Source organism: Paraburkholderia sp. D15, assembly GCF_029910215.1.
Taxonomy (GTDB): domain Bacteria; phylum Pseudomonadota; class Gammaproteobacteria; order Burkholderiales; family Burkholderiaceae; genus Paraburkholderia.
On the sequence record NZ_CP110396.1, the window covers coordinates 2,439,487 to 2,461,611 of the forward strand.

Here is a 22,125-nt window from a genome sequence, read left to right on the forward strand (position 1 = left end):
GGAAGGACGGTGCGGATATGGGCGTGGATGCGGGCGCAAACACGGGCGCAAACACGGGCGCAAACACGGGCGCAAACACGAGCGCAAACACGGGCTCAGCGCGTGTGCTGTTGACGGTTAATGGCTGCGCCGTCGAGGTGGACGTTGGGACGACCGTTGCTGCGGCGCTTGTCATCGCTGGCGTGAATGGGACGCGTGTGTCGGTCGGCGGCGAGCTCCGTACGCCGTTGTGTGGGATGGGCGTGTGCCAGGAGTGTCGCGTAACGATCGATGGTTGCGCACATGTGCTGGCATGCCAGACGCTGTGTAGCGATGGGCAGGTGGTGTGTGCCGGTGAGGGAGGGGCGCGGTGACCACAGCTTATTTTCATGGCGTGTCGCCGGCCCTCTCACGAAACGTCGCGCGCACTGATGCAATGACGACAATGGCAACGACGACGGCTACCGTTGCTGCGCTTGCACCCACCCTGAGGGCTGCGCGATGAACCGGCACTTCGACATCGTCATCGTCGGTGCTGGACCCGCCGGTCTGAACGCCGCTTGCGTGGCGGCGCGCGCGGGCGTCGCCGTCGCGTTGCTCGACGACAACCCCCGCGCCGGTGGCCAGATCTGGCGACAAGGCCCCGCGCATCCGCCGCAAGCGCCGCTCGACGATTTGCTCGCACGCTTGAACGGACTGGAAAACTTCACCTACTGGCCTTCGACACGTGTGGTCGCACCGCTGAGCCCGCGCGGTCTCCTGCTTGAATCGACGCGACACGGCGGCGTATCGCTCACTTACGAGCGGCTGATTCTGGCAACCGGCGCACGCGAACTCCTCCTGCCGTTCGAAGGATGGACCTTGCCCAGCGTCACCGGCGCGGGCGCATTGCAGGCGCTGATCAAAGGTGGCATGCCGGTACGCGGCGAACGGATCGTGATCGCGGGGAGCGGGCCGTTGCTGATCGCGGCGCTGGCGACGGCACGCGAGGCCGGCGCGCGCGTCGTCGCGGTGGTCGAGCAGGCGTCGGCGCTGGATGTCGCGCGTTTCGGCGTGTCGTTGCTGGCGGCGCCGTCGAAGTTGCGGCAAGCGGTCGGCATGACGCGCGGGTTTAATGGCACGCATTATTGGACCGGCGGCATGGTCCAGGCGGCGCGGGGTAAAGGACGCGTCGAACAGGCCGTCGTTCGACGCGGCAAACATACGGTGACGCTGGATTGCGATCGCATCGCTTGCGGTTATGGGCTTTTGCCTAACGTGACGCTCGCGCAGGCGCTCGGTTGCGTGATCGACGACGCGGGGGCGATCGTCGTCGACGATGGGCAACGTACGTCGGTCGACGGTGTATTCGCGGCGGGGGAGTGCACGGGCGTCGGCGGCGCGGAGCTGGCGGTGGTGGAGGGAAGAATCGCCGGGTTGTGTGCGGTTGCGGGAATGCAGGACCATCGCCGTCACGCGCACGAGGTGGCGAGTAGCGCAATGGGCCTTGGCGCGACCGTCGTTGCAAACGCCAGCGCAAAACGCAGCGCAACCGACACCGCAACCGACACCGCAACCGACACCGCAACCGACACCGCAACCGACACCGCAAACGACACCGCAAACGACACCGCAAACGACACCGCAAACGACACCGCAAACGACACCGCATTGCGCGCACAACGCGCACGCTGGCGCCGCTTCGGTAAACGCGTTGCGACGGCATTCGCGTTGCGGGACGCCGCCCGTACGCCTCCCGCCGATGCCACGTTGCTGTGTCGCTGCGAAGACGTCAGCCTCGGCGAGGTCCGCGCGTTCGACGGTTGGCGCGACGCGAAACTGCAGACCCGCTGCGGAATGGGGGCGTGCCAAGGCCGCATCTGCGGCGCTGCCGCGAACCTGTACTTCGGCTGGGCGGCCGCGGCGCCTCGACCGCCGTTCAGTCCCGCGCGTATCGCCACGCTGATGGCGGCGGACGTAGTCGTCAGCGCATGCGAACCGGACAGTGCAGGTACAACGGCTACCACACCGCCAAGCGCCGTATCGCCAGGTACAACGTCGCCATGTGCCGCAACGCCCGGCACCCCAACGCCCGGCACCACAACGCCACCCACCCCATCCCCCTGACCCCGCCCCGCGCATACCCCGGATATTGTCGTCCGCCGCGCGGTTCTATAATCGACCGCACCCGAGCGCGGCACGACGCCACGGGCGAACGCTCCCACGCACCGCGCAACACGAACCCACCGGACCCGCACGATGAACACGCTGGCTGATGCGCTCGAACCGAACGACTCCACCCTGGCCGGCATGCTGTCGCACTTTCGCCTGCTGGAACCGGTGTTCGATGCGATGCCGGACATCGTCTTCTTCGTCAAGGACGCCGAGGCCCGCTACGCGCTGGTCAACCGCACGCTGGCATCGCGCTGCGGTTTCAAGGAAAAGTCCGCGCTACTCGGCCGCACCGCCGAGGACGTCTTCCCGCGCCGCTTCGGACGCATCTACACCGCGCAGGACAAGGCGGTCATCGACGTCGGCAACCAGATGATCGACCAGCTCGAATTGCATCTGTATCCCGGCCGTCAACCCGGCTGGTGCCTGACCTGCAAGCAGCCGCTGCGGGACGAGTCCGGCAAGGTGGTCGGACTTGCAGGTATTTCGCGCGATCTGAAGGCGGACGAAAGCAGTCATCCCGCGTACAGCCGGCTCGCGGCGGTGGTCCAGTCGATTCAGGAGAATTACGTGCAGCCGCTCAACCTGAAACAGTTGGCGGCCATGGCGGATATGTCGGTCGCGCAGCTGGAGCGCTATTTTCATAAGGTGTTTCATCTGACGCCGCGTCAGGTGCTGCTGAAAACGCGGCTGGATGCGGCCACCGCGCTGCTGGTGTCGCACGACAAAGTCACCGACGTCGCCGCGCTCTGCGGCTATACCGACCACAGCGCGTTCACGCGGCAGTTCAAGGCGACCGTCGGCATTACGCCGACCGAGTACCGGATGCTGCTGCATGGAACCGCGCGGAGCTAAGCCACGCTGCCTATGGTCCGTCGCAAGCATCACTATTACGTGTACGTCGTCGCGCTCGACGACAAGGTCTGGAACGAGGCACGCTTTCGCCGCGCGAATCCCGATTACCGGTTCGACAAACCTTGCGTGTATGTAGGCATGACGGGTCTGGACCCCGACCTGCGCTTCGACCGGCACAAGGCCGGCATTCAGGCGAACCGCTACGTGCGCGATTACGGGCTGCGGCTCGTACCCGAGCTATACGAAGTGTTCAATCCGATGCCGTATCGCGGCGCGCAGGACATGGAAGTGGAGTTGGCGATCGGCCTGCGCGAAGCGGGTTACGGCGTGTGGCAGGCTTAAGACAGTGACTTGAATGCTGCGCCTGAAGCGCTGAATGGGCTCAGGCAACCCGGGCGGTCATGGCCATGCCCGATGGGCTCATACCGCGACGCCCGGTGGCGTGCGTTGCCACGCCAGGCGCCTCGAATTCGATTCCTTACTTCTTACTTGATACCGAGCCCGCGCAGCACGGCATTGCCTTCCGGCGTCAGACGGATATGCGCGTCGCCCGCGTCGCCGGCGACCGTCTCGATCAGCCCGGCTTCGTGAAGCTGCGGAATCTCGGGTTTCGCGGACGCGTCGATCGGCGCGTGCAGCAACAGCAGCAGCGTCGCGAGTTCGTGGTGGCTGAGCAAACGGCGCAGCATGGTGGGCCGCTTGGCCGGCGCCGGTGTTTCGTTCATGTTTTGATTGGGCTGGTTCATGGTGCACACCCCTGTGCTGAATAATCTGTCGTCTGCGGGGCATGATGCGGACGAAGTCTTAAACGATTCTTAAGACTCATTGTCCTGTAACACCGTGACACGAAGATTGCACAAGATCAAATTAGCGCATCCATCGCACTACTTTTTCCTGTCTTTTCCTTGCCCTTTCTTACCACGCGCGAATGTCGCGCAAACCCGCGCAAGCGCTCAAGGCGCGCAGGTTTTGCCGGCCTGCTCGATCCACAGATTGCTCACGTGCCGCTTACCCGCATAAAAGCGGTAAGTGGTCGCTCCATTGTCGGCGCGAACCTTGATGACGTTCGAATCGCCGAAGTCGAGCATCTGGCCCTGCGGGATCGACGTCGATTTGAACGATGCGTTGTGATTGGTCGCGACCTGGGTCAGGCAGGCGATCACGTCGTTGACAGAGCGCTGCGTGGTGGTATCGGTGACGGGCTCGCCGGCATCCGGGTTCTTCTGGAACCATGCGCAAGCGCTGAGAAAGAGGGGCACTGACAGGACTACGGCTAGCTTCTTCATATCTCTCCTGGCGTTCGATTCGTCCGTTGGCATCCGGCGGGACGTGCGGCCCCGCGAGCCGGACACGGCGGCGCGGCAGTGCGCGCGCGGGCAAAGGCGCCATTATATCGACGCGCTGCCGCAACTTGACGCAGTGCCGCACGTAGCATGCCCGGGCGATGCGCCGGCGGCCGCCTACTTCCGTCGCTGCGCCTGCGCGGCCAGCCGCACGGCCGCGTTCCCCGCGCCGTAACCGTCATACCCGCCACGCCGCTCGACGATCTCCAGGAAAAACCGCCGGTCCAGCAGTTCGGTATAAGCGTGGAAAAACTCGCCGCCCTTGTCGTCGCGGTCGTAGAGGATGTTATGCGTTTGCAATGCGTCGAGCACATCGTCCGCCAGTGCGTAACGGGCGGCGAGGTCGTCGTAGTAATTGCGCGGAATGCGCAGCACCGGCAAACCATCGGCGACGAACTCGCGGATCGCGCCGACGATATCCACCGTGCTGAACGCCACGTGATTCAGGCCGGAGCCGTGATACGTGTGCAGCGCCTCGGCCACCGCCGTATGACGATCCACCGACGCATTCAGCACGATCCGCACCGAACCGTCGCCACTGCGCAGCGCCCGGCTGCGGACCAGCCCGTACGGATCGGGCACCAGCACGCCGGGTTCCGCCTGGAAACCGAGCGCGGTGCGCAGAAACAGCACCCACGTGTCCAGCGACTCCGCCGGCACCGACAGACACACGTGATCGATGCGTGCGAGCGGACCCACTTCGGCCGGACCGTTGATGTCCGTGAGGACGAAATCGGCTTCGAATAGCGTCGGCTGATCCGGCGATTCGTCGACGAAATAATTCAGGCTGCCGTCCGGCGCCTGCACGGCCGGCAGCACGCGCTCGTTGGGGCCGATCTGGCCGGAGAACGGCGCGTAGCCGAAGCCGGCGGCGCGCTCGAACGCCTGCGCGGCGTCGTCGACGCGCAACGCCGACGCGCACAGCGACAAACCATGCTGCTGAAAGAACGCGTTGGCGAACGAGTCCGGCTCGGCGTTCAGCACGATCGACGCCGCGCCGTGCTGGAACAGCGTCACGTCTTTCGAACGATGCCGGCCCGCCTCGCGAAAGCGCAGCTTGCCGAGCCAGTCGACGAGTTGCGCGCGGGTGGCGTGATCGACCGCGAATTCGAGGAACTGGTAGCCGACGTGAGCGGGCGCGGCGGGGGAGCGATAGAGGTCGACGAAACGAGGCGGTTCCGGGCGTTCGGCTTCAGTTTGAGTTTCAGCTGCGCTGGCAAGCCCTGTCTGAGCGTGATCGCGAGCAAGATCAGCCACCTTGGCCCTCTCAGCCGCTTCAACCGCCAGCACCGCGCGCATCTGCTCCTCCAGAAACAGCAGCGAACGATGCCCGTCCGCCGCCGTGATCGTCGTGGGCGCGGCGCGGAAACCGTCGTTGAAAATCTCCAGCGACAGCGGCCCCGAATAGCCGGTCTTGACGATCTGCGCGGTGAAGCCGGCCAGATCGAAATCGCCCTGACCCGGAAAGCAGCGGTAATGCCGGCTCCATTCGAGCACGTCCATCGCGAGTTTCGGCGCGTCGGCGATCTGCACGAAGGCGATCCGCTCGCCCGGAATGCCGGCGATCGCGTCGACGGTATCGCTCAGCGACAGCGTATGAAAACTGTCGAGCACCAGCCCCAGATTCGGATGATTCACCGCGTTCACAAGCTTCCACGCGTGCCGGTAAGTCTTCACGTGCTTGCCCCACGCGAGCGCCTCGTAACCGGCGATCACGCCGGCCGCCCCGGCTGCGAGCGCAAGCGCGCCGAGCTGGTCGGTCATCAGCGCGTCGTCGCCGAGGGTGTCGGGCGACACGTTGCTGCAAACCAGGATGCGATCGGTGCCGAGTTCGTGCATCACGTCGAACTTGCGTTTCGCGCGTTCGAGATTGCGTGCGAGGCGCTCAGGGCCGACCCCGTCGAAATCGCGGAACGGCTGGAACAGCATGATCTTCAGCCCGAGATCGGCGGCGATGCGCCGCACGTCGGCGGGCGGGCCGTCGAAGCACAGCAGGTCGTTCTCGAAGATCTCGACGCCTTCGAAACCGGCCGCCTGGATCGCGGTCAGCTTCTCGACAAGCGTGCCGCTGATCGACACGGTGGCAATCGAACGTTGCATGAACGGCTCCTGCAAAAACTGGCAAACGGACAAATGGCGACAGGGAAACGTTCCCTCCCGATGCACCGCGTGGGCCGGCAAAGCGTGCCCCGCGGTCCATGCTGCAATGCGAAAAGTGGACCAGTTGGTTACTTGCTCACAAAACCACAGCGTGGAAAAAATAGCGCATTGAGCGGAATTGTCGACAGTGTATAAAAACTAACTAGATAGTACAAATTCGTGAAAACCCCAGATGACGATTCCGGCGGACGCGCGCACACTCCGTTTTACGTTGTGGAGCCGCCGCGATCGCGCGGCGCGCTTCAGGCTGTATCAGGTCTTACTTTGCAGGAGTGGTTGCCATGAGTTTTGCCTCCGTCCTGGTCCTCAACGGACCGAATCTCAACCTGCTCGGCACACGCGAGCCCGCCATCTACGGCGCGGAAACGCTCGACGACGTCGCGAAGCTGTGCCGCGACGCGGGCGAACGGCTGAATCTGTTGGTGGACTTCTGTCAGTCGAACGCCGAGCATCAGCTGATCGACTGGCTGCATGCGGCGCGGACCAAGGTCGACGGCATCGTGATCAATCCGGCGGCGTACACGCATACGTCGGTGGCGATCGCCGACGCGCTCAGCGCGATCGAAAAGCCGGTGATCGAAGTGCATATTTCAAACGTGCATCGGCGCGAGGCGTTCCGGCACCACTCGTATGTGTCGGCGGTGGCGGACGGGATCATCGTCGGCTGCGGCACGCAAGGCTATGTGCTTGCGCTCGAACGGATGGCGAGCCTGCTCGCGAACAGGACCGCACGATGAACGCAATCGACACTATCGCAACCGGCATGACCGCGCCGTCTCCCGCCGAAGCGCCGGCGCAACCCCGCGTGGACGCGCTCGCTCATTCGCAGGCCAGCGCCAGTTCGTATCTGGTCGGTCTGATCGGCTCGGGAATCGGCGGTTCGTTGAGCCCGGCGATGCATGAAGAAGAGGGCAGCCAACTCGGTCTGCACTACGTGTACCGCCGCATCGACCTCGAAGCGCTGCGGCTCGATCTCGCCGCGCTGCCGGACCTGCTGAGCGCCGCCGAACGAATGGGCTACAACGGCCTGAACATCACCTATCCGTGCAAACAGGCGGTGATTCCGCTGCTCGACGAACTTTCCGACGACGCCCGCGCGCTCGGCGCGGTCAACACGGTGCTGTTCAAGGACGGCAAACGCATCGGCCACAACACCGACTGGTCCGGCTTCGCCCGTGCGTTCCAGCGCGGCCTGCCGGACGTGCCGCTCGCGCGCGTCGTTCAACTGGGTGCGGGCGGCGCCGGCGCGGCGGTCGCGCACGCCGCGCTGAGCATGGGTGCACAGACGCTCACGCTGTTCGACGTGGACGCCTCGCGCGCCGCGGCGCTGGCCGGCGAATTGCAGCAGCGCTTCCCGGCCGCCAGCGTCAGCGCCGGCAGCTCGCTCGCGCACGCGCTTGCCGAAGCGAACGGCCTGATTCACGCGACGCCGACCGGCATGGCGAAACTGCCCGGCTTGCCGTTGCCGGTCGAATTGCTGCATCGCGATTTGTGGGTCGCGGACATCGTCTACTTCCCGATCCGCACCGCGCTGTTGCAGGCGGCCGACGCGCTCGGCTGCCGCACGTTGAGCGGCGGCGGCATGGCGGTTTATCAGGCGGTGGACGCGATGCGCATTTTCACCGGACTCGAGCCGGACGCCGAGCGCGTGTACCGCCATTTCCAATCGCTGCTGCAGCAGCCAGAGGCCTGACCGGCGGCGCAGCCTCGCCGCACGAACAGGCCCGCACCGCCCACGATCAGACCGAGGAGACACACACACCATGCCCCAACCGACTCCACATAGTCCCGCCGCGGCGCAGGAGGCCCCTTTGGGAGACGTCACGGCCAAGGCCGTGCGCCGCTCGAAAGCCCGCTATCAGATTCTCGGGCTGCTCGCGGTCGGCACGATGATCAACTACCTGGATCGCACGGTGCTCGGCATCGCCGCGCCGCAACTGACGAAGGAACTCGGCATCAACGCGGCGCTGATGGGTCTGCTGTTCTCGGTGTTCTCGTGGAGCTATGTGGCCTCGCAGATTCCCGGCGGCCTGTTTCTCGACCGCTTCGGCAGCAAGCTCACGTATTTTCTGTCGATGACCTTCTGGTCGCTCTTTACGCTCGCGCAAGGCCTTGTGCATGGCATCGGCGCGCTGTTCGTGTTTCGCCTCGGGCTCGGCGTGTCGGAAGCGCCGTGCTTTCCGACCAACAGCCGCGTGGTGGCGACATGGTTTCCGCAGAACGAACGCGCGATGGCGACCGGCACCTATACGGTCGGCGAATACATCGGCCTGGCGTTCTTCAGCCCGTTTCTGTTCATGCTGATGGGCGCGTTCGGCTGGCGTTCGCTGTTCTTCGTGGTGGGCGGCGTGGGGCTGGTGTTCGGGTTGATCTGGTGGACGTTTTATCGCGAGCCGCGCGATCATCCGTCGGCGAATCAGGCGGAACTCGACTATATCGAAGCGGGCGGTGGACTCACGCATCGGAAGAAAGATGCCGGGGCGGCGAATGCGGCGAATGCGGCGAATACGGCTACAAAGGCGGGCTCGAAGAGCGGCTTCGAATGGCGCACGATCGGGCGTCTGCTCAAACATCGCCAGTTGACGGGCATCTGCCTTGGCCAGTTCGCCGGCAACTCGACGCTGGTGTTCTTCCTCACGTGGTTCCCCACCTACCTCGCGACCGAACGTCATATGGCGTGGCTGAAGATCGGCTTCTTCGCGATCATGCCGTTCATTGCCGCGTCGATCGGCGTGATGTTCGGCGGCATCTTTTCCGACTGGCTGTTGCGGCGCGGCAAGTCGCCGAATGTCGCGCGCAAGCTGCCGATCATCGCCGGCCTTCTGCTCGCGTCGACGATCGTGCTCGCGAACTATGTCGACAGCAACGTGGTGGTGATCGCGATTCTTTCCGTGGCGTTTTTCGCGCAGGGCATGGCCGCGCTCGGCTGGACGCTGGTGTCCGATATCGCGCCGGAAGGGCTGCTTGGCGTGACCGGCGGCATCTTCAACTTCGCGGCCAATCTGGCCGGGATCGTCACGCCGCTGGTGGTGGGGTTTATCGTCGCGGTGACCGGCTCGTTCGTCGGCGCGCTGGTGTTCATCGGCGGGATCGCGATGGTCGGCGCGCTGTCGTATATCTTTGTGGTCGGCGATATCAAGCGGATCGTGCTGGAGGATTAGGACGACGCGCGAAAAACGCGCGCCGCGTCAATCTTCCTTGCGCACGAAGCGCAGCACCGCGTCGACGATCATCGCGCGATGCCGCGCGCGCAGGCGCGGATGCGACGGATCGCGCCCGAACGCCGTGCCGAACGTGTGGCGATTGCCGATGCGATGAAAGCACAGCGAACTGATCATCAGATGCAGATCGATCGCGTCGATGTCGCCGCGGAACTGCCCGGCGGCGATGCCGCGCGCGAGCAGGTCCTCGATCGTATGAATCACGGTGACGTTGCGCCCTTTGAAGGACTTCACCTGCTCGACGTACTTCGCGCCGTGAATGTTCTCGATGGTCACCAGACGCACGAAATCGCGCTGCCGGTCGTGATAGTCGAAGGTGAATTCGACCAGCGCGCGCATACCCTCGACCGGGTCGAGTTCGCTCACGTGCAGATCCTGTTCGAGCGCGCGAATGTCGCCGTAGACCTTTTCCAGCACCGCCTGGTACAACCCTTCCTTGCTGCCGAAGTAGTAGTACAGCATGCGCTTGGTGGTGTGGGTGCGCTCCGCGATCGCGTCGACGCGGGCGCCGGTCAGGCCCATGGCGGAGAACTCCTGGGTCGCGACTTCCAGGATGTTGCGCTTCGTCTCTTCAGGGTCGTACTTGCGACGGGTGTCGGCGCGCGACGCGTCCGGCGCGATGCCGTTGGTATCAGGCTCGGCGGCCTTGCTTCCCTTTTTCATTGTGTATTCGAGCGGCAGTGACGGCGCATTCTAGCATGGCGAAAATGGCGTCCGGCGCGGCTCTCCGGGCGGGTCGGCGACGGTTCGGCGGGCGCTTTTCAACCACTGCGCGATGCAGTCGCCGCGCGTCGGCGGCGTGCGAACGGCGCATCGCCACCGCATCGCCACCGCATCGCCACCGCATCACGAACTGGCGCGAGCGGGCCGGCGCCGTTCGGCCAGCGCGTCGCGGGTCTGCATCGCCGTGTAGGTCAGTTGAGCCGCCGCGAGACCGAGCGCGCCATAGGCAGGCGTCAGGCCGAATGTGGCGAACGCGTCAGGCACCGGCCGCTCGCCGGAAATGGCGGCCGCCAGCAATTCGCCGGATACCGTGGTGGGCGCCATTCCGTGTCCGCCGAAACCGACCGCGTACCACACGCCGTCCGTGCTGCGGCCGATCTGCGGCATCTTGTGACGCGCGTAGCTCATCAGGCCGCCCCACGCGTAGTCGATCCGCACGTCGCGCAGTTGCGGATAGACCTTCAGCAGATCGCGCCGCAACAGCCTGGCGATCGCGGCCGGCGCGCGGTCGCGCACGGAAATGCGGCCGCCCCACAGAATGCGGGTGTCCGGCAACGGGCGGTAATAGTCGAACGCGAAACGGGTGTCGTAGATCGCGGCGCGCGTGTCGATCGCGTCGGCGAGGCGCGCACCGAGCGGTTCGGTCGCCATCACGTAGGTGGCGATCGGCAGCACCGCGCGTTCGACCTTCGCGTAGACGTTGCGCGCATAACCGCCGCCCGCCATCACGACATGCTGCGCGTCGAGCGTGCCGTTCGGCGTGTGCACGACGAAGCCTGCTCCTTCCTTTCGCAGACGGATCACCGGCGACTGCTCGTGAATCCGCACGCCGGCGCGCGCCGCCGCGGCGGCAATGCCGAGCACGTACTTCAGCGGATGAAAATGGAAGGCGTTGCGCTCGAACAGCCCGCCGTGATAGCGGTGGGTTTTCAATTGCCCGGCGAGTTGCGCGGCCGGCACCGGCTCCCAGTCGACGCCGAATGCATCGCGCATCAGACGCCGTTGCGCGTCGAGGCGGGCGGGTTCGTCGAACCAGTTGGCGAGGATCACGCCGGCGTCGGTCACGTCGCAATCGATCGCATGGCGCTGGATGCGCTCGCGCATCAGATCGACGGCGTCGGTGGTCAGCGTGTAGAGTTCGCGGGCGCGTGCCGGGCCGAGCGCCTTCAACAGATCGGCGCAATCCAGGCTGTAGCCGCCGAACACGAAGCCACCGTTGCGCCCGGACGCCCCAAAGCCCACCTGACGCGCTTCGAGCACCGCGATGTCCGTCACGCCGCGCCCGGCCAGCCCCAACGCGGTGGACAATCCCGCCAGCCCCCCGCCGATGATGCACACGCCAAGGCTGCGCCGGCCATCGAGCGGCGCGTAGGTGGAGGAACGGGTGACGGTGGCTTCGTAGAAACTTTGCATGCGGCTAGGGTAGCGGCAACGGTCAGCCGGCGTCCAGCCGTCAAGCGGTCTGGACGCCCAGGCCGGAACAGCGATCGGCGCTCGACGCGCGACGATCGGTGTCCGGCTGTCACGACACCGGCAGCAGCTTCCCGCTGAACACCACCGGCCCGCTCGGCGCATTCGGATTCGGCGAACCGCCCGGCGCTTCGATCGACACGGCCAGCGCCGCGTAGCTTTGCGGCTTCTGCTGACCCGCCGGCACCTTGCCGCTCGCACTGTCGGGCAGCATGCCGAGCGCGACCGGATGACCGCTCGCCGGAATGCCCCACAACTCCATCGCGCGGCCGGCCGGCAGACCGACCTTGCCGAGCGGATGCAACGTCATCGTCGAATGGGCTTCGTCCCATGCGACCAGCATGACCGGATGCGCGTCCTTGTCGTTCAGCACGGCGACGTGCGACACGGCCGCTTCCGGTTGCTGCGCGACGACCGGCGCATTGGGTGTCGTTGCGGACGGCCACAGCGACCGCAACGCGACCACCACGGCCACCGCCGCGACGCCGGTGACGCCGAGTGCCCAGCCGCGCCAGAACGCGAGGTTCTCGAACAGACTGCGGGTCGGCCGTGCAGGCGTTTCGACCACGGTGCGCGGACGCGTCGTTTCACGCGCGGCGCTCAAACCGAGCCGCCGCTCGATAGCCTCCCAGACGGCCGCCGGCGGCATGCGCGGCTCGGCGAGTTCGCTCATCGGCGAGATGCGCCGCTGCCATTCGTCGACCGCCTTGCGAACCGTGGCGTCGTGCTCGGCGTACAACTGGAAGCGGCGCCGGGCGCCGCCGCGCAACGTGCCGAGCACGTATTCGGCGGCCAGCAGATCGACGAGCTGAGGATAGCGATGCAGATTCATCATTCGCCTCCCAGGCAGGTCTTCAGCTTGGCGAGGCCGCGTCTGATCCATGACTTGATCGTGCCGAGCGGGACGGTCAGTACTTCGGCGATCTCGCTATGGCTTTGATCGCGCAGATAAGCGAGCGCCACCGCCTGGCGTTGTGCCGGTTCCAGCTGCTGCATGCAGCCGGCCAGCAAGCGCGCCTGCAGACTGACCGCGGTCAGTGCTTCGGGATCCGGATCACCGGTTGCCACGAGGTCGTCCAACGCATCGCTCCATTCCGTTTCCTGCGGATTGACTCGCCGCAGATGATCGAGAGCACGGTTGCGGACGATTGCCGACATCCACGTCATCGGCGCGGACAACGCGCGGCGATAGTCGCCGGCGAAGCGCCAGATATTGACGAAGCTGTCCTGCAAAACCTCTTCGGCCCACTCGTGTCTGCTCAATATACGGAGCGCGAGGCCAAACAGTTTCGGGGCGGCGAGATCATATAGCTCGCGTAATGCCGCCGCGTCTTCTTTGGCGACACGTTCGAGCAGCGCGGCAAGGGTTTCCGGCGTGAGTTCTCGAGGATTGGCTGTCATGGAAAGGGAGAGGGTGGGCTTGCGGACGTATGGTACTCAATTCGCCGCGGGCTTGAAGGTGGTTTTTTTACAGTTGCCTGCATCCAATCCCACGCAACGCGCGTACCCGGCCCACGCCGCAAAAGCAGAAAACCGCCGGTAAGCGGCGGTTTTCGTGAGGGGCGAAAGACCTTCAATATCGCATGCCTGAAGGCGCTCGTCACCTGCCGCGAAGGCTGTTGTAGCGGCGACACTGTCGGGTAAATCCGTACCGATCGCGCGCTCGGGTTCCGCGCTACACTGATTTGAAGGTGCGCCAGACATTAAGAGCATGGCGCCGGCTCGGGGAGAGCAACCATGAATCGGCCTCTGGTTCGGTTACCGTTTCGCGCGGCAGGCACGGCGCCTGTGCGGAGATGGTTCAAATGGGCGCTGGTCGCGACGATCCTGCTCGCGCTGGCCTTGCTGGTGCGTTTCTGCCAGCTCGAAATCCAGACCTCCCGAATGCAGGCGCACTACCTCTCCGAATTGACGCGCGACGTCGGCTTCACGGTCGCCGACGGTCCCAGTCACTCCATCCGTTTTCCTCCTCCGGACAAAGGCCCGTACGACAGCCGGCTCGGCTACGCGTTGCTGCCAGCCATCCAGCAGCGATTGCTGCAACGCGGATTCGAAATCAGCTCGCAGGCGCGCGATTCCGAACGCATGCTGTGGCTCTCGGATAACGGGTTGTTCCTGCCGTACGCCGAGAAAGATCAGGCGGGTCTGCAACTCGTCGACGGTACCGGCGCGCCGCTTTTCGATGCCCGTTTCCCCGGCCGCGCTTATGACAATTTCGACGCGATCCCGCCGCTGGTCGTGAACTCGCTGCTGTTCATCGAAGACCGCTATCTGCTCGATGCGGATCAGCCGAACCGCAATCCGGCGATCGACTGGGGGCGCTTCAGCCGCGCGCTCGCCGATCAGGGCGTGCGGGTGTTCAACCATCATCAATCGCAGCCGGGCGGCAGCACGCTGGCCACCCAGATCGAGAAGTTCCGGCATTCGGCGGGCGGACGCACGGCGACGCCGCCGGAGAAGCTTCGGCAGATCGCATCGGCTTCGGTGCGTGCGTATCTGGGCGGTCCGCAAACCTTGCCCGCGCGCCGGCAGATCGTCGTGCATTACCTGAACTCGGTGCCGCTGGCGGCGCAGCCGGGCATCGGCGAAATCAACGGAATCGGCGATGGGCTCGCCGCCTGGTACGGCCGCGATTTCGACGACGTGAACCGCATTCTGAAAGCGCCGTCCACGCCGGACAATCTGCCGGCGCAAGGCGTGGCGTTCCGCCAGGTGTTGTCGCTGATGATCGCGCAGCGCGCGCCGTCGTATTTTCTGCGGCATGGGTACGGCGAGCTCGAACGTCTGACCGATAGCTATCTGCGGCTGCTGGCGAGCGGCGGCGTGGTGTCGGCGTCGCTGCGCGATGCCGCGCTGTCCGCGCAGGTCGAACTGCATCGCATGCCGCACGGCGCGCCGAACGCGGATTCGTTCGTCTCGCGCAAGGCGGTCACGTCGATGCGCTCGCATCTGTTGGCCGCGCTTGGCGTGCCGAGTTTCTACGAACTCGACCGTCTCGACGTGCAGGCCACCGGCACGCTGAATAACGCGCTGCAGCAGGCGGTCAGCGAACGGCTCGCCGCCGCCGGCACGAAAGACGGCGCGAAGGCCGCGGGTCTCGTCGGCTTCGAAATGCTGCGGCCCACGGACGACCCGTCGCGAATCACGTACAGCTTCACGCTGTTCGAACGAAGCGGCGGCGCGAATCTCGTGCGGGTGCAAACCGACAGCGTGAATCAGCCGTTCGACATCAATTCCGGCGCGCGTCTGAATCTCGGATCGACGGCGAAACTGCGTACCGTGGTCACGTATCTGCAGATCGTGACCGACCTGCACACGCGTTACGCGCCGCTCCCGGCGGCGGAGCTGAAGGCGGTCAAGCCCGACCCGAGCGACCAACTCACGCGCTGGGCGCTCGACTATCTGATGCACACGTCCGACCGCTCGCTGCAGGCGATGCTCGACGCGGCGGTGGAACGCAAATACTCGGCGAACCCGGGCGAAACGTTCTACACGGGCGGCGGCGCGCAAACCTTCAACAACTTCGAGTCCGACGACAACAGCCGCATCCTGACCGTGCACCGCGCGTTCCAGCATTCGGTGAACCTGGTGTTCGTGCGCTTGATGCGCGACATCGTTCACTATGAAATGGTGCGGACCACCGGCCCCTCGTCGCAATGGCTCGACGATCCGGCGATCCGCAAGCAGTATCTGACGCAGTTCGCCGATCAGGAAAGCCGCGTGTATCTCGGCCGTTTCTACACGAAGTATCACGACAAGTCGCCCGATCAGGCGCTCGCGCTGCTGTTGCTCGGCGTGCGCAAGTCGCCGCCGAAACTGGCGACGGTGCTGCGCAGCGTCGCGCCGGACCAATCGAACGCGTGGTTCAACGCGCAGATGCGCGCGGCGCTGAAGAATACGCCGGCCGCCTCGGCGCTCGACGACGAGGACCTCGCGAACCTCTACGCGAAATACGCCGAGGACCGATTCAACCTAAACGATCGCGGCTACATCGCCGGCGTGCATCCGCTCGAACTGTGGACGCTCAACTATCTGCGGCGACATCCGGACGCGACACTCGCGCAGATGCAGAGCGCGAGCCGCGACGTGCGGTTGTCGACCTATTCGTGGCTCTTCAAGACCCGCTATCACGCGACCCAGGACCGGCGCATCAAGCGCATGGTCGAGCTGCGCGCCTACGACGCGATCGGCAAGTCGTGGCAGGCGCTCGGCTATCCGTTCGCCAATCTCACGCCGTCGTATGCGGCCGCGATCGGCGCATCGGGCGACCGGCCCGCGGCGCTCGCGCAATTGATCGGCGTGATCGCCGCCGACGGCAACAAGCTGCCGACCGAAAGCCTCACGCGTATCGACTTCGCGAAAGACACGCCGTACGAAACGCACTTCCAGCGCGCGGCCGTGGCGCCGCAGCAGCAGGTCTCGCCAGAAATCGCGAGCGTGGTGCGGGTCTTGTTGCGCGACGTCGTGCTGGGCGGCACCGCGAAACGTCTCGCGCAAGGCATGACGTTCCCCGATGGCCAGACCCTCGCGGTCTACGGCAAGACCGGCACGGGCGACCAGCGGTTCAACGTGTTCGCCAAGGGCGCGCGGCTGATCGAGTCGCGCAAGGTGAATCGCAGCGCGACCTTCGTGTTCGTGATGGGCGATCGTTTCTACGGCACGCTGACGGCATACGTGCATGAACCGTACGCGGCACGTTACGAATTCACGAGCGCGTTGTCGGTGCAATTGCTGAAGTCGCTGGCGCCGGCGTTGCAGCCGTTGCTGGACAAAGCGCCGGTGAAGACGGTTGCGGCTGCAACCAGCGTGGCGGCGCAGTAACTCGCGGTATCGACATGCGACGAACCGGCGGGACGCGGAGCCGGGTCAATCGGCTTAATAACCCGTGTCCGCCGCCGGTTTGAGAAACAGTTCGTGCACCGGCGCGAAGTGCGCGTAGAGCGGCAGAATCGCGCCGCCCATCGCCCGCGCATCCGAGCCGATCGCGCCTTCCAGCAGTTGCGGCCGCACCATCCCCTCCCATTCGAATCGGTCGAGCACGCGCTCGGTGCGGCGGATGATTTCGCGCACCAGTTGCCGGTCGAATTCGCCGTCGATCACCACGGCTTCGAGATCGAGCAACGCCGCCGCATTCGTCAACGCATTGGCGATCGCGGGGCATGCGCTGTCGAGCCATTGCTCGGTATAGCGCCACAATTCCGGCGACAACGCGCGATGATCGTGCGCGGCGGCAGCCGGCAGACCCGCGTCGCTCAACAGTTTTTCCAGCACGAAGCCCGAGGCTGCATGCAGCAGTTGCCGCGCCGGTTTGCGTGCAGTGCCGCTTGCGCCGCTCAACGGAATCGAGCCGACCGCGCCCGCGTTGTCGTGCGGACCGCCGTGCAGACGTCCGTCGATCACGAGACCGCCGCCGATGAACGTGCCGACGAACAGGTACAGAAAGTTATGGATGCCGCGCCCCTGGCCCATCACCAGTTCGGCGGCGCAGGCGGCGGTGGTGTCCTTGGCGAATTCGACGGGCAGTCCCGTCATCGCGGCGACGCGGGCACGCAGATCGATCTCGTGCCACGCGTCGAGCGCGTCCGGCGGCGCGCCGAGAAAATCGCGCCAGCCGCCGAGCCACAACGGCGCGGCCACGCCCACGCCGACCACCTTGTTGGCCTTTGCGCCGAGCGTGTGATTCACGCGCGCCAGTTTGCTTTCGAGCGCGGGAAACAGCGCGCGCGGGTCGGGATACGCGTAGTCGACCACGTCGCGGCAGACCACGTGACCGGCGAAATCCAGCGCCAGGACGTCGAGGCTGCGGCGGCCGACCTTGATGCCGATGGTGTACGCGCCATCCGGGCGCAGCGCGATCGGCACGGACGGCTGGCCGATCCGGCCGCGCACGCGCGCGTGCTTTTCGAGCAGGCCGTCGTCGATCAGCCGGTCGACGATCATCGACACGGTCTGCATCGACAGACGCGTGAGACGGCCCACGTCGGCCTTCGGCAGCGGTCCGTGCAAGCGGATCGCCTGCAGCACGATCCGCTCGTTGAACTGCCGCATGCCGACCTGGTTCGAGCCGACCGTGCGTTTGAGCGGCGCGCGGGCGCCGGTGGTGTCCATGATGGGAGGCCTGCCGTTCAAAGGTAGACCGGCATCACGCGATCGCCTTGACGTCGGCTTCCTTGGCGCCGGTCATGATCGCGACCGCCTCGGACATATGCACGTCTTTCGTGTTGACCAGCGCCGCGCGCCGGCCGAGCCGCTGGATATGGATACGATCCGCCACCTCGAACACGTGCGGCATGTTGTGGCTGATCAGGATCACCGGCAGGCCGCGTTCGCGCACGCGCCGGATCAGTTCGAGCACCATGTTGCCTTCCTTCACGCCGAGCGCGGCGGTGGGCTCGTCGAGAATCACCACGTGCCGCGCGAAGGCCGCGCTGCGTGCCACCGCGACGCCCTGGCGCTGACCGCCCGACAGCGTTTCGACCGCCTGACGCATCGAACGGATACCGATCTGCAGGTCTTTCATATGCGCGGTCGCTTCGTCGAGCATGCGGCGCTTGTCGATCATTTTGAAGATCGAGCCGCGCCAGCCCGGCTTCAGCAATTCGCGCGCGAGGAACAGGTTTTCGGCGATGCTCATGGCCGGCGCCACCGCGAGTTCCTGATAGACCGTTTCGATGCCCTGCGCGCGCGCATCCAGCGGACTGCGGAACTTGACCGGCTTGCCGTCGAGCAGGATCTCGCCTTCGTCCGGCACGGTCGCGCCGGATAGCGCCTTGATCAACGACGATTTGCCCGCGCCGTTGTCGCCGATCACCGCGAGGATTTCGCCGGGCAGCACTTCGAAATCGCAGCCGTCGAGCGCGGTCACGTTGCCGTAGCGTTTGATCAGGCCGCGTGCCTGCAGGACGGGTTGCGCGGCGGAAGCTGAAGTAGGGGTCGACATGACGAATGCTCCTGTGTGCTCAACCGCGACGATGCGAGAGTTTGTCGGCGGCCACCGCGAGAATCACCAGCATGCCGGTGATCAACACCTGGTAGACCGAGGACACGCCGATCAGCGTCAGCCCATTGCGGAACACGCCGACGATCAACGCGCCGAGCAGCGTGCCGACGATCGAGCCGCGCCCGCCGAACAGACTGGTGCCTCCGAGCACGACCGCCGTGATGCTGTCGAGGTTCTCGGTCTGTCCCGCCTGCGGATCGCCGACGCCGGTGCGCGACACCGACAGCAGCGCGGCGATGCCGTAGATCGCGCCCGCCAGCGAATACACGGTGAGCAGGATCTTCTGCGACGACAGGCCCATCAGCCGCGCGGCCTCGGCGTTGTTGCCGAGCGCGTACAGATGGCGGCCGGGCACCGTGTCGCGCAGCACGAACCAGGTGGCGAGATACATCAGCAGCGTGAGCACGGTGCCGTACGTGACGTCGGCGGGACCGAGCTTGAAGGTGTTGCCGAAGAACATGATGGCGTCCGGCAGATTCGACACGCTCTCCGCGTTCGAATAGATCTGCGTGAGCGCGAAGGCGATATTCAGCGTGCCCAGCGTGACGATGAACGCGGGCAGCTTGATGCGCGTGATCAGCACGCCGTTCAGCGCGCCGAACAGCGTGCTCGCGGCGATGCCGCACAGGATCGCGAGAACCGGCGGCACGCCGAGCGTGACCGCGAACTTGGTCATGATGATCGAGCCGAACGCCATCACCATCCCGCACGACAGGTCGATGCCGCCGGTCAGCACGATCAGCGTCTGGCCGATCGCGATCACCGCGACCACCATGGTCTGCTGCAGGATCAGCGAGAGGTTCTGGAACGACAGGAAGCGGCTGCTCTGCGAGATGAAGAACCCGCAGGCAAGCACCAGCGCGATCAGCGGACCGACCTCGGCGAGCGACGGCAGACGGTCGGTGAAACTGCGCGAATGGCCGGCAGGCGCGGAAGGAGTCGACATGATGGAGATCCTCGATGGCATGAGCGCGGCGAATCGATGCCGGCCGCGCGGCGGATGCGGTGGCGGCCCGCATCGACGGGCCGCCGGTCGTGACGCGTTACTTGTTGCCCCAGCAGTTGTCGAGGCCGAACTTCGTGTCCTTGCTGTCGATGCCGGACATCGGCTTGTCGGTGATCAGCGTGACACCGGTGTCCTGATAGCCCGAGACCTTCTTGCCGGTCTTCGCGTAGTCGACGCCGGCGGTCACGCCGAGCGCGGCCATCTTCAGCGGATACTGCTGCGAGGTCGCCGCGATGGCGCCGGCCTTCACGTTGCGCACGCCTTCGCAACCGCCGTCGATCGAGACGATCATCACGCCCTTGTCCTTGCCCGCGGCCTTCAACGCGCGGTACGCGCCGGCCGCGGCCGGTTCGTTGATCGTGTAGACCACGTTGATGTCGGGCGACTTCTGCAGGCAGTTTTCCATCGCCGTCTGGCCCTTCGCCTGATCGCCGCGCGTGTCCTGGCTGCAGACGATCGACGGGTCGCCTTCCTTCACGCCGAAGCCTTCGAGAAAGCCGTTATGCCGCAGCACGCCGACCGACACGCCGGGCGCGAGGTCGAGCGTGGCGATTTTCGCGGGCTTGCCGTTCAACGCGGCCTTCGCGTATTTGCCGATCAGCACGCCGGCCTTGAAGTTGTCGGTGGCGAAGAGAGCGTCGGTGGCGTCCTGCGGATCGGTCGGCGTGTCGAGCGCGACCACCATCACGCCGGCGGCGCGCGCTTTCTTGATGCTCGGCACGATCGCCTTGGTGTCGCTCGGCGTGATCAGGATCGCTTTCGCGCCCGCCGTCATCATGTTTTCGATCGCGGTGACCTGGCTCGCGTTGTCGCCGTCGAACTTGCCGGCGGCCGTGATCAGTTTCGCGCCGTCTTTCGAGGCGGCGGCCTCGGCGCCCTGTTTCATCTTCACGAAGAACGGATTGGTGTCGGTCTTCGTGATCAGGCCGACCACAGGCTGATCGGCCGCCTGGCTCGCGCCTGCACACCATACCGCCGATGCCGCCACGCACATCGACACGAGTTTGCGGGCGACAGGATGCCTGCGGGAATGCTGATTCATGGGACGCTCTCCTCCGGTTGTTGGCAACGACGTGATGGACGACGAACGGCACAGGCCGCCTAAATCACTTTGTGTGATTTAGTACAGCAGGCGCGACGACACGCGTCAAGGAAGGAATCGGAGCGGGGCGTGATGCAAGCGCTGACGTGCCAACGCCGCGAGCCAGACGGAATAAGGCGCGCGGCGCGTGGTGCGCTGCGGGATGACGAGCCGGGACTTCGGGAAAGTCCTGGCCTGGGTGAAAGCGGATTGAAGGCGGCGCGAGCGTTTATTCGCGCTTACTGGCGTCGCGGCGCGAGGGTTTGCCGCTTCGTTTCGAGTTGCGTGACGACGCGTTGCAGGGTCCGCTCGGCGGTCCCGGGCATTTGCACGAACTTGCAGCCGATCACATAACGGCGGTCGCCCTTCGGCGTGGTCAGGCGGCGCGGCGCGACGATTTCCAGATCGAGGCGCAGCGAGCCGAACGCGCCGAGTTGCAGCGTGACGTCGCGCAGCACGGTGCCGGTGCCGAGCGAGCCGAAACGGTCGTCGGCGGTATTCAGCGCGATGCCGCCGAGCGACAGGTCCTGCAATTCCAGCCGGAACGAGCCGCCGTTTTCGTACGCGCCGCTCGCGATGTACGGATCGAGCACCGGCGTCTGCACGCGGAAGAACTCGCGGCGTTGCACGTAGTAGAGCAGGGTCGGGAAGGACACCTCGAAGGCGGGCAAGCCGTCGAATACGGTGAGCGTCGCGTTGAGCGTCGTGAACTCGGTGCGGATGCCGCCGGGCAGGCTGCGGAATGTCAGTTGACGCGCGGTGGGCAGCGCGCGGTTGTCGTCGGCGATATTGCCGGCGTCGAACGTGAAGCGCGCGTTGCGCGAGTCCACGTCGAGCAGTTGCGTGACGATCTGCCGTGCGTTGTTGCGCGTGTCGATGAATTCCACCGTGACGAAGTCCTGATTCGCCACGAGGTGGCGCAGGCAGACGGCGATCTGCAACGGATGGCGTTGCGCGAAGGGTTCGTCCGCGCGTTGGCCCGGGGTCGATTCGGCAACGGCGGCGTCCGGCTGGAGTTCGGCGATCATTGGAGTACCCATGCGTGTGGTCGTGTGGTGGCCCTGGCCTGGCCGGTTGGGGAGCGGGCCGACATGACGTCATGCCGGCGCTCGGCCTTTGCGGGGATATCTGCAGAG

Annotated in this window: 19 protein-coding genes and 1 pseudogene; 8 read left to right on the forward strand and 12 right to left on the reverse strand. The window is 65.5% G+C overall.

Annotated features, from left to right (window positions below):
- Window positions 1-104: 104 nt before the first annotated feature.
- The 4 genes and pseudogenes from LFL96_RS30685 (at window position 105) to LFL96_RS30700 (ending at window position 3,327) form a co-directional block, all read left to right on the forward strand.
- Complete coding sequence (locus LFL96_RS30685; protein WP_281003906.1) at window positions 105-353, forward strand: 2Fe-2S iron-sulfur cluster-binding protein; 249 nt, start codon at window positions 105-107, stop codon at window positions 351-353.
- Window positions 354-480: 127 nt separating this feature from the next.
- Window positions 481-1,944 (forward strand): annotated as a pseudogene (locus LFL96_RS30690) (FAD-dependent oxidoreductase); the annotation flags it as partial.
- Between the two features lie 273 nt (window positions 1,945-2,217).
- A complete protein-coding gene (locus LFL96_RS30695; RefSeq protein WP_281001648.1) occupies window positions 2,218-2,985 on the forward strand; it encodes an AraC family transcriptional regulator in 768 nt (255 codons plus the stop codon).
- A gap of 12 nt (window positions 2,986-2,997) precedes the next feature.
- A complete protein-coding gene (locus LFL96_RS30700; protein WP_201075957.1) occupies window positions 2,998-3,327 on the forward strand; it encodes a hypothetical protein in 330 nt (109 codons plus the stop codon).
- A gap of 143 nt (window positions 3,328-3,470) precedes the next feature.
- Here LFL96_RS30700 and LFL96_RS30705 read toward each other — a convergent pair whose 3' ends face one another.
- From LFL96_RS30705 to LFL96_RS30715, 3 genes are all read right to left on the reverse strand, one after another.
- Entirely contained in the window at window positions 3,471-3,731 is a 261-nt protein-coding gene (locus LFL96_RS30705; RefSeq protein WP_281001649.1) for a hypothetical protein, read from the reverse strand.
- A gap of 207 nt (window positions 3,732-3,938) precedes the next feature.
- Window positions 3,939-4,271: a hypothetical protein gene (locus LFL96_RS30710; RefSeq protein WP_281001650.1), complete on the reverse strand. Its 333-nt coding sequence runs from the start codon at window positions 4,269-4,271 to the stop codon at window positions 3,939-3,941.
- Between the two features lie 174 nt (window positions 4,272-4,445).
- Window positions 4,446-6,428 (reverse strand): sugar phosphate isomerase/epimerase and 4-hydroxyphenylpyruvate domain-containing protein, encoded by a 1,983-nt coding sequence (locus LFL96_RS30715; RefSeq protein WP_281001651.1) that lies wholly within the window; start codon window positions 6,426-6,428, stop codon window positions 4,446-4,448.
- Between the two features lie 341 nt (window positions 6,429-6,769).
- On the opposite strand from LFL96_RS30715, the gene aroQ reads away from it, so the two are divergent.
- The 3 genes from aroQ (at window position 6,770) to LFL96_RS30730 (ending at window position 9,649) form a co-directional block, all read left to right on the forward strand.
- Complete coding sequence (gene aroQ, locus LFL96_RS30720) at window positions 6,770-7,225, forward strand: type II 3-dehydroquinate dehydratase (RefSeq protein WP_281001652.1); 456 nt, start codon at window positions 6,770-6,772, stop codon at window positions 7,223-7,225.
- Between the two features lie 26 nt (window positions 7,226-7,251).
- Window positions 7,252-8,181: a shikimate dehydrogenase gene (locus LFL96_RS30725; RefSeq protein ID WP_281003907.1), complete on the forward strand. Its 930-nt coding sequence runs from the start codon at window positions 7,252-7,254 to the stop codon at window positions 8,179-8,181.
- A 70-nt stretch (window positions 8,182-8,251) separates the two neighbouring features.
- Window positions 8,252-9,649: an MFS transporter gene (locus LFL96_RS30730; protein WP_281001653.1), complete on the forward strand. Its 1,398-nt coding sequence runs from the start codon at window positions 8,252-8,254 to the stop codon at window positions 9,647-9,649.
- A 27-nt stretch (window positions 9,650-9,676) separates the two neighbouring features.
- On the opposite strand, the gene LFL96_RS30735 is transcribed toward LFL96_RS30730, so the two are convergent.
- The 4 genes from LFL96_RS30735 to LFL96_RS30750 all read right to left on the reverse strand — a co-directional run bounded on the left by LFL96_RS30735 (window position 9,677) and on the right by LFL96_RS30750 (window position 13,303).
- Window positions 9,677-10,372 carry a TetR family transcriptional regulator gene (locus LFL96_RS30735; RefSeq protein ID WP_281001654.1) on the reverse strand — a complete coding sequence of 232 codons (696 nt, stop codon included), beginning with the start codon at window positions 10,370-10,372 and terminating at the stop codon, window positions 9,677-9,679.
- 183 nt (window positions 10,373-10,555) lie between these two features.
- Entirely contained in the window at window positions 10,556-11,845 is a 1,290-nt protein-coding gene (locus tag LFL96_RS30740; protein ID WP_281001655.1) for an FAD-binding oxidoreductase, read from the reverse strand.
- Window positions 11,846-11,954: 109 nt separating this feature from the next.
- A complete protein-coding gene (locus tag LFL96_RS30745) occupies window positions 11,955-12,737 on the reverse strand; it encodes an anti-sigma factor (protein WP_281001656.1) in 783 nt (260 codons plus the stop codon).
- Window positions 12,734-13,303: a sigma-70 family RNA polymerase sigma factor gene (locus LFL96_RS30750; protein WP_281001657.1), complete on the reverse strand. Its 570-nt coding sequence runs from the start codon at window positions 13,301-13,303 to the stop codon at window positions 12,734-12,736. The genes LFL96_RS30745 and LFL96_RS30750 overlap by 4 nt, the downstream gene beginning before the upstream one ends.
- A gap of 336 nt (window positions 13,304-13,639) precedes the next feature.
- On the opposite strand from LFL96_RS30750, the gene LFL96_RS30755 reads away from it, so the two are divergent.
- Window positions 13,640-16,723 carry a transglycosylase domain-containing protein gene (locus LFL96_RS30755; RefSeq protein WP_281001658.1) on the forward strand — a complete coding sequence of 1,028 codons (3,084 nt, stop codon included), beginning with the start codon at window positions 13,640-13,642 and terminating at the stop codon, window positions 16,721-16,723.
- Window positions 16,724-16,777: 54 nt separating this feature from the next.
- On the opposite strand, the gene LFL96_RS30760 is transcribed toward LFL96_RS30755, so the two are convergent.
- The 5 genes from LFL96_RS30760 to LFL96_RS30780 form a co-directional block, all read right to left on the reverse strand.
- Complete coding sequence (locus LFL96_RS30760) at window positions 16,778-18,010, reverse strand: ROK family transcriptional regulator (RefSeq protein ID WP_281001659.1); 1,233 nt, start codon at window positions 18,008-18,010, stop codon at window positions 16,778-16,780.
- A gap of 34 nt (window positions 18,011-18,044) precedes the next feature.
- The gene (locus LFL96_RS30765; RefSeq protein WP_281001660.1) at window positions 18,045-18,842 is read right to left on the reverse strand and encodes an ATP-binding cassette domain-containing protein; all 798 of its coding nucleotides are present in this window, start codon (window positions 18,840-18,842) and stop codon (window positions 18,045-18,047) included.
- 19 nt (window positions 18,843-18,861) lie between these two features.
- Window positions 18,862-19,848 (reverse strand): ABC transporter permease, encoded by a 987-nt coding sequence (locus tag LFL96_RS30770; protein ID WP_281001661.1) that lies wholly within the window; start codon window positions 19,846-19,848, stop codon window positions 18,862-18,864.
- Between the two features lie 97 nt (window positions 19,849-19,945).
- Window positions 19,946-20,950, reverse strand: a complete 1,005-nt coding sequence (locus LFL96_RS30775) for a sugar ABC transporter substrate-binding protein (protein ID WP_281001662.1) — start codon at window positions 20,948-20,950, stop codon at window positions 19,946-19,948.
- 278 nt (window positions 20,951-21,228) lie between these two features.
- The gene (locus LFL96_RS30780; protein WP_281001663.1) at window positions 21,229-22,029 is read right to left on the reverse strand and encodes a flagellar brake protein; all 801 of its coding nucleotides are present in this window, start codon (window positions 22,027-22,029) and stop codon (window positions 21,229-21,231) included.
- Between the last annotated feature and the right edge of the window lie 96 nt (window positions 22,030-22,125).

What these genes read in the sequence shown, in the direction of transcription:
- LFL96_RS30700 (WP_201075957.1), top strand. Translation starts at nt 2,998, where the DNA reads ATGGTCCGTCGCAAGCATCACTATTACGTGTACGTCGTCGCGCTCGAC.
- LFL96_RS30760 (WP_281001659.1), bottom strand. Translation starts at nt 18,010, where the DNA reads ATGGACACCACCGGCGCCCGCGCGCCGCTCAAACGCACGGTCGGCTCG.
- LFL96_RS30750 (WP_281001657.1), bottom strand. Translation starts at nt 13,303, where the DNA reads ATGACAGCCAATCCTCGAGAACTCACGCCGGAAACCCTTGCCGCGCTG.
- LFL96_RS30730 (WP_281001653.1), top strand. Translation starts at nt 8,252, where the DNA reads ATGCCCCAACCGACTCCACATAGTCCCGCCGCGGCGCAGGAGGCCCCT.
- LFL96_RS30725 (WP_281003907.1), top strand. Translation starts at nt 7,252, where the DNA reads ATGACCGCGCCGTCTCCCGCCGAAGCGCCGGCGCAACCCCGCGTGGAC.
- LFL96_RS30740 (WP_281001655.1), bottom strand. Translation starts at nt 11,845, where the DNA reads ATGCAAAGTTTCTACGAAGCCACCGTCACCCGTTCCTCCACCTACGCG.
- LFL96_RS30775 (WP_281001662.1), bottom strand. Translation starts at nt 20,950, where the DNA reads ATGAATCAGCATTCCCGCAGGCATCCTGTCGCCCGCAAACTCGTGTCG.
- LFL96_RS30745 (WP_281001656.1), bottom strand. Translation starts at nt 12,737, where the DNA reads ATGATGAATCTGCATCGCTATCCTCAGCTCGTCGATCTGCTGGCCGCC.
- LFL96_RS30705 (WP_281001649.1), bottom strand. Translation starts at nt 3,731, where the DNA reads ATGAACCAGCCCAATCAAAACATGAACGAAACACCGGCGCCGGCCAAG.
- LFL96_RS30715 (WP_281001651.1), bottom strand. Translation starts at nt 6,428, where the DNA reads ATGCAACGTTCGATTGCCACCGTGTCGATCAGCGGCACGCTTGTCGAG.
- LFL96_RS30765 (WP_281001660.1), bottom strand. Translation starts at nt 18,842, where the DNA reads ATGTCGACCCCTACTTCAGCTTCCGCCGCGCAACCCGTCCTGCAGGCA.
- LFL96_RS30710 (WP_281001650.1), bottom strand. Translation starts at nt 4,271, where the DNA reads ATGAAGAAGCTAGCCGTAGTCCTGTCAGTGCCCCTCTTTCTCAGCGCT.
- LFL96_RS30780 (WP_281001663.1), bottom strand. Translation starts at nt 22,029, where the DNA reads ATGGGTACTCCAATGATCGCCGAACTCCAGCCGGACGCCGCCGTTGCC.
- LFL96_RS30755 (WP_281001658.1), top strand. Translation starts at nt 13,640, where the DNA reads ATGAATCGGCCTCTGGTTCGGTTACCGTTTCGCGCGGCAGGCACGGCG.
- LFL96_RS30735 (WP_281001654.1), bottom strand. Translation starts at nt 10,372, where the DNA reads ATGAAAAAGGGAAGCAAGGCCGCCGAGCCTGATACCAACGGCATCGCG.
- LFL96_RS30695 (WP_281001648.1), top strand. Translation starts at nt 2,218, where the DNA reads ATGAACACGCTGGCTGATGCGCTCGAACCGAACGACTCCACCCTGGCC.
- LFL96_RS30770 (WP_281001661.1), bottom strand. Translation starts at nt 19,848, where the DNA reads ATGTCGACTCCTTCCGCGCCTGCCGGCCATTCGCGCAGTTTCACCGAC.
- aroQ (WP_281001652.1), top strand. Translation starts at nt 6,770, where the DNA reads ATGAGTTTTGCCTCCGTCCTGGTCCTCAACGGACCGAATCTCAACCTG.